This is a genomic window from Cupriavidus sp. WS (assembly GCF_000395345.1).
GTDB lineage: Bacteria > Pseudomonadota > Gammaproteobacteria > Burkholderiales > Burkholderiaceae > Cupriavidus > Cupriavidus basilensis_B.
Genome location: NZ_AQPL01000106.1, coordinates 1 through 5,861, shown reverse-complemented (window position 1 = coordinate 5,861; position 5,861 = coordinate 1). Strand labels below are relative to the sequence as shown.

Here is a 5,861-nt window from a genome sequence, read left to right as displayed (position 1 = left end):
CCGGCTGGCGCCCGCCACGCTGCAGTTCGCGCTGGACAGCGAGCCCGGCGTGCCGGCCATCGTGGTGCTCCAGGCCGGCGACCTCAACACCGGTGCCTACGACGACTTCGCCGCGCTGGTGCCGCTGGCGCGCGCGCGCGGCGCCTGGGTGCACGTGGACGGCGCGTTCGGCCTGTGGGCGGCGGCCAGCCCGCGCCTGCGCCACCTGGTGGCGGCGGCCGGCACGGCGGATTCCTGGGTGGCCGACGGCCACAAGTGGCTCAACGTGCCGTATGACTGCGGCTACGCCTTCGTGGCCGACCCGGCCGCGCACTTCGCCGCGATGTCGCACCGCGAGAGTTATCTGCTGCAGGTGGACGGCGCGCGCGACGCGCTCGACTGGAACGCCGAGTGGTCGCGCCGCGGCCGCGCCGTGACCACCTACGCGGCGCTGCGCCAGCTGGGCCGGCAGGGCGTGGCCGAACTGCTGGAGCGCACCAGCGCGCTGGCCGGCGCGCTGGTGGATGGCATCGGCGCGCTCGACGGCGCCGAGGTGGTGTGGCGCTCCGAGGTCAACCAGGGGCTGGTGCGCTTCCCGGCGCCGGGCGCCGGCGCGCGCGCCGCCGACCACGAGCGCCACACCGACGCGGTGATCGCCGCCGTCGCCGCCGGCGGCGAGGCCTACTTCGGCGGCACCACGTGGCGCGGCCAGCGCTGCATGCGGGTCTCGGTCTGCAACTGGCGCACCACCGGCGACGACGTGGCGCGGGCGGTCGCGGCGGTCAGGCAGGCGCTGGCGCAGGTGAGTGGACGCAAATGAGCGCACGCTGAACGCCGGCGCGGCCCCGGCGGGGCTTTAACCAGTGCCCAAGACGTTGTTTCAAAATGAAGCGAAGCGGTCCTGGCCAGGCGCGGGGCCGCAGACAGTACAAGTGGTACTTGCCGTGCCCCGCAACGACGCCAGGATCTTTTTGAAACGACTTCTCAGCCGATGAGCGGCCACAGCGCCGACGCCGCCGCGAAGTCGGCCTCCTCGCCGGCGATCGCGCGCAGCGTGGACACCAGCGAGCGCGCGTCGCCGCTGCGCCAGTGGAAGCAGTAGCGCAGGTTGTGCGGCGTGGGCGTGCTCGACAGCTCGGCCAGCTTGCCCGCGCGGATCAGCGGCGCGACGTAGGCGCGCGGAAACAGGCTGATGCCCACGCCGGCGATCACCAGCGCGATCACCGCCGACAGGCTGTTGCACACCACCGCGCGCGAGATCACGATCTGCTGGCTGTCCGCCCAGTTCTCCAGCGCGCGCGACAGGCCGGCCTCGGCGCTGAGCATGATGACCGGGTTGTCGGCGAAGTGCGCGGGCGTGAGCCGGGTGCCGGCGGCGAGGCGCTGCGGCGCGGCCATCCAGCGGTATTCCAGCTCGCCAAGCAGGTCGGACGACAGCGCCGTCGACGGCACCGGGCCCGGCACGATGGCGAAGTCCAGCTCGCCGCGCTCCAGGCGCCGCTCGAGGTTGCGCGTCAGGTCCACCTGCGGCTCCAGCGCGAGGTTGGGATGCAGGTGGCGCACGCGCGCCACGAAGCGCGGGAACCACGTCGAGGCCACCAGCTCGCTGATGCCGAAGCGCGTGGTGCCGCGCAGCGACGCCGCCACGTCGAGGTCGGCGCGGATGCGGCTCTCGATGTCCAGCATCTGCGTGGCGTGCGCCACCAGCTGCTCGCCGGCGTCGGTGAGCACGGCGCGCTGGCCGGTGCGGTCGAACAGCGGCTTGCCGAGGTCGCTTTCCAGCTCGGCGATGCGCTTGGACAGGGTCGACTGCGTCACATGCAGGCGCCTGGCCGCCACCGCGAAGCTGTTGAGCTTCGCGGCCCAGAAGAATGCTTCCAATTGCTTGAGCGTCATCGGCGGCCCCCGGATCGATGGGGACGGATCATATTCCTTTTCTTCACGTGACGGATTGAATATTTGTCGCTTTCTTCATCAGAGGGGGCTGCGTATCTTTGTCGCATTGTCCAACTACGCCCCGGTGAAGAATCATGAGCAAACGCGGCCTGCGCGCCCTGTGCTTCTGTCTGCTGGCCACCGCCGCCGCCGGCGCGCTGGCGCAATGGCCCGACGACAAACCGATCCAGGTGCTGGTCGGCTTCGCCGCCGGCGGCGGCACCGACACGATGGCGCGCACGATGGCGCCGTTCATCCAGAAGCACCTGGGCGGCCACGCCACGCTGGTGGTGCAGAACAAGCCGGGCGCGGCCGGGGAGATCGCCAACATCGGGCTGATGCGCGCGCCGGCCGACGGCTACACCATCGGCGTGGTGAACCTGCCGGCGATGGCGTTCGTGCCGCTGTACCGCAAGACCCAGTTCGATCCCGCCGCGCTGCGGCTGGTGGCGCGCGTGCTGAGCGACCCGACCATCCTGGTGGCGCGCAAGGACAGCCCGTACAACACGCTGGGCGAGGTGGTGGCGGCGCTCAGGCAGCGCCCCGGCTCGCTCTCGTTCGGCCACAACGGCGTGGGCACCAACGGCCATCTCGCGCTGCTGCAACTGCAGAACGCCGGCGGCGTGAAGCTCAACGACATCCCCTTCAACGGCACCTCGCAGTCCAAGACCGCGCTGTTCGGCGGCCATATCGACTTCGCCGCCGTGACCACCGGCGAGATGCAGGACGTGGGCAAGGAGGCCGTGCCGCTGAAGATCCTCGCGCAGATGGGCGAGCGGCGCGCGGCCTCGGTGCCGAACGTGCCCACCGCGCGCGAGCAGGGCATCGACGACGTGATGCCGGCCGAGCGCGGCATCGCCGTGCCCGCCGGCGTGCCGGCGGCGCTGGTGGCGCGGCTGCGGCAGGCCATCCAGGCCACGCTCAGGGACCCCGACTACCTGCGCCAGGCCGGCAACGACGCGCCGGTGCTGGCTTATCTCGACGGCGACGCCTGGGCCAGGGACATCGCGGGCCGCCAGGCGGTCATGCGCAAGCTCGCGGCCAGCATGCCGAAGGAATGACGATGGCCGGCCCGCGCGACATCGCGCCGCGGCTGGCCGCGGCCGCCGCCTTTTCCTTTTCCTCCACGGTCACCATGCCGACCCCTCTCGCCAACGCGCCCGCCATGTCCTCCATGTCCAAGCCGACTCCGCTTCGCCACGCACCGCTTCGCCGCGCCGCCGGCCTGTTCCTGATCGCCGCCGCGGCCTGGTCCGGCACGGCGCCGGCAGCCGAGGCCTATCCGTCCAGGCCGATCCACCTGATCGTGCCCTACGCCGCCGGCGGCACCACCGACATCGTCGGCCGCGCCTTCGCGCTGGAGCTGGGCAAGCGCCTGGGGCAGCCGGTGGTGGTCGACAACCGCGCCGGCGCCGGCGGCATGATCGGCGCGGCCGCGGTGGCGCGCGCCGAGGCGGACGGCTACACGCTCGGCATCGCCACCGTGAGCACGCTGGCCACGGCGCCGCTGACCTCGCGCAAGCCGGCCTACGACCCGATGGCCGACTTCACGCCGGTCTCGCTGATCGCCTTCGTGCCCAACGTGGTGACGGTCAACCCGAACATCCCGGCCCGCACGCTGCAGGAATTCATCGCGCTGCTCAAGGCGAACCCGGGCAAGTATTCGTATGCGACCTCGGGCGTGGGCAGCATCGCCCATCTCGACGGCGAGCTGTTCAAGCGCCTGACCCGCACCGAGATCGCGCACGTGCCCTACCGCGGCTCCGGCCCGGCGCTGGCCGACACGGTGGCGGGGCAGGTCGCCGCGCAGTTCGACAACGTGTCGTCCTCGCTGGCCTTCATCAAGTCCGGCAAGCTGCGCGCGCTGGCGGTGGCGTCGGCGAAGCGGATTCCGGAGCTGCCGGACGTGCCGACCTACGCCGAGGCCGGCCTGCCGGAGATGAACAACATGGCGTGGTTCGGCCTGGCCGGCCCCGCCGGCCTGCCGCCCGCGGTCCGGAAGGTGCTGGGCGACGCCAGCGCGGGCGCACTGCGCAGCCCGGAGCTGGTCGCGGTCCTGCAGCGCAACGGCGCGCTGCCGCAGTCCACCACCGCCGAGCAGTTCACCGACCTGATCCACCGCGAATACAAGCTGCGCCAGAAGATCGTGGTCTCGCAGCACATCACCGCCGACTGACCGAACCCATGACCCAAGACGCCACGCCGCTGCCCTGGCTATCGCTGCTGTACGTTCCCGCGCACGACGCGCGGCGGCTCGAGGACGCGCTGCGCAGCGGCGCGCATGCCGCCATCCTGGACCTCGAGGATTTCGTGCCCTATCCGCACAAGGCGCAGGCCCGGCAGGCGCTGCCGCGCGCCGCCGCCGCGTGCCGCGCCGCCGGCATGGGCGTGGCGGTGCGCATCAACCGGCGCATGGACCTGGCCGCCGCCGACATCGAGCACGCGGTCGCCGCCGGCGCCGACGCCATCATGATGACCAAGGCGATGGGCGCGCAGCACCTGATGCTGGTCGACGAGCTGGTCGGCGCGTGGGAGCGCCGCCGCGGGCTGGCCGCCGGCGGCATCCGGCTGATCGCGCTGGTGGAGACCGCCGCGGCCATCGGCCGCATGGAAGAGATCTGCCGCGCCAGCCGCCGCCTGGTGGCGATCGGGCTGGGCGGCGAGGACGTTGCCCGCGAATGCGCGATGGTGTCGTCCGAGGACACCTTGCGCCTGCCCAAGCAGCAGATGATCTTCGCCGCGGTCGCGGCCGGCATCGTGCCGCTCGGTTATCTCGCCAGCGTGGTCGACTACCGCAACGCGGACGAGTTCGCGGCGATGGTGCGGCGCTCGCGGGCGTTCGGCTTCCAGGCCGCCACCTGCGTCAACGCGGAGCAGGTCGCGGTGGTGAACGCGGCCTACGCGCCCACCGCGCGCGAGCTGGACGCCGCGCGCGCGGCGCTGGCCGTGCGCGATGCCGGCGCGCTGCGAGAGGACGACGGCGCGCTGCCGCACGAGACCGAAAGCGCGCGGCGCCGCGCCGCGCTGCTGCTGGCGCGCGGACGCATGGCCGCGTGCATGCCGTCATGACGGCGCGCGCGCAGACTCGCATGGAAACCAACACCTCAACGCCTCCCACGCCGCGCCCCACGCCGGCCGCGGCCAGGGCCGCGCTGCGCGCGCTGCTGCGCGAGGAAGCCTTCGTCGTCGCGCCGGCCGTGCACGACGTCTTCAGCCTGCGGCTGGTCGAGCAGGCCGGCTACCGCAGCGCCTGCATCAGCGGCGCGATGCTCTCGTACGCGCTGCTGGGCGTGCCGGACATCGGCCTGCTGACGCTGACCGAGACCGTCGAGCACTGCCGCCGGCTGGTCCGGGCTTCGGCCATCCCGATCACCGCGGACGGCGACGCCGGCTTCGGCAACGCGCGCGGCGTCCACTACGCGGTGGAGCTGTTCGAGGAAGCCGGCGCCGCCGGGCTCAACCTCGAAGACCAGGTGGTGCCGCGGCGCTGGGGCGCCGGCGCGGCCAAGGAAGTGGTGCCGGTGGCGGAGATGGTGGGCAAGATCCGCGCGGCGCGGGCCGCGCGGCGGGACCCGGATTTCCTCATCATCGCCCGCACCGACGCCTTCGCCTGCGAGCCGCCCGAGCAGGTGATCGCGCGCGCGCGGGCGTATGAGGCGGCCGGCGCGGACCTGCTGCTGCCGATCGCGCCGCGCACCGCGTCGAACGTGGAGCGGCTGGTCGGGGCGCTGGAGATTCCCGTCACGCTGAGCATCGGCACCGGGCTGGCGCCGAGCCCGTCGTCGGCCAGCCTGCCGCTGCGGCGCATCCGCGAACTCGGCGTGCGCCGCGTCAGCCTGACCACGCTGCTGCCCGGCGCCGCCGCGCAGGGGATGGCCGATGGGCTGGACGCGCTGCGCCGGCTGCTGGAAGGCGGCATGGAGCCGCCCGTCGACACCGGCGGCGAG

At 73.0% G+C, this 5,861-nt stretch carries 6 protein-coding genes; 5 read left to right on the top strand and 1 reads right to left on the bottom strand.

Going from position 1 to position 5,861, the window contains the following annotated elements; genetic code table 11:
* Positions 1 to 799 (top strand): pyridoxal-dependent decarboxylase (locus K206_RS37950; protein ID WP_020202385.1); only part of this gene is annotated, 799 nt, incomplete at its 5' end.
* Between the two features lie 164 nt (positions 800 to 963).
* Here the strand turns inward: K206_RS37950 and K206_RS0110575 are convergent.
* Entirely contained in the window at positions 964 to 1,875 is a 912-nt protein-coding gene (locus K206_RS0110575; protein WP_020202384.1) for a LysR family transcriptional regulator, read from the bottom strand.
* A gap of 134 nt (positions 1,876 to 2,009) precedes the next feature.
* Here K206_RS0110575 and K206_RS0110570 point away from each other — a divergent pair, with 134 nt between their 5' ends.
* The 4 genes from K206_RS0110570 to K206_RS0110555 all read left to right on the top strand — a co-directional run.
* Positions 2,010 to 2,975, top strand: a complete 966-nt coding sequence (locus tag K206_RS0110570; RefSeq protein ID WP_020202383.1) for a tripartite tricarboxylate transporter substrate binding protein — start codon at positions 2,010 to 2,012, stop codon at positions 2,973 to 2,975.
* Between the two features lie 113 nt (positions 2,976 to 3,088).
* Positions 3,089 to 4,090 carry a tripartite tricarboxylate transporter substrate binding protein gene (locus K206_RS0110565; RefSeq protein WP_052165848.1) on the top strand — a complete coding sequence of 334 codons (1,002 nt, stop codon included), beginning with the start codon at positions 3,089 to 3,091 and terminating at the stop codon, positions 4,088 to 4,090.
* An 8-nt stretch (positions 4,091 to 4,098) separates the two neighbouring features.
* The gene (locus K206_RS37945; protein WP_020202381.1) at positions 4,099 to 4,983 is read left to right on the top strand and encodes a CoA ester lyase; all 885 of its coding nucleotides are present in this window, start codon (positions 4,099 to 4,101) and stop codon (positions 4,981 to 4,983) included.
* 20 nt (positions 4,984 to 5,003) lie between these two features.
* A partial coding sequence (locus K206_RS0110555) for an oxaloacetate decarboxylase (RefSeq protein WP_020423739.1) occupies positions 5,004 to 5,861 on the top strand: 858 nt, incomplete at its 3' end.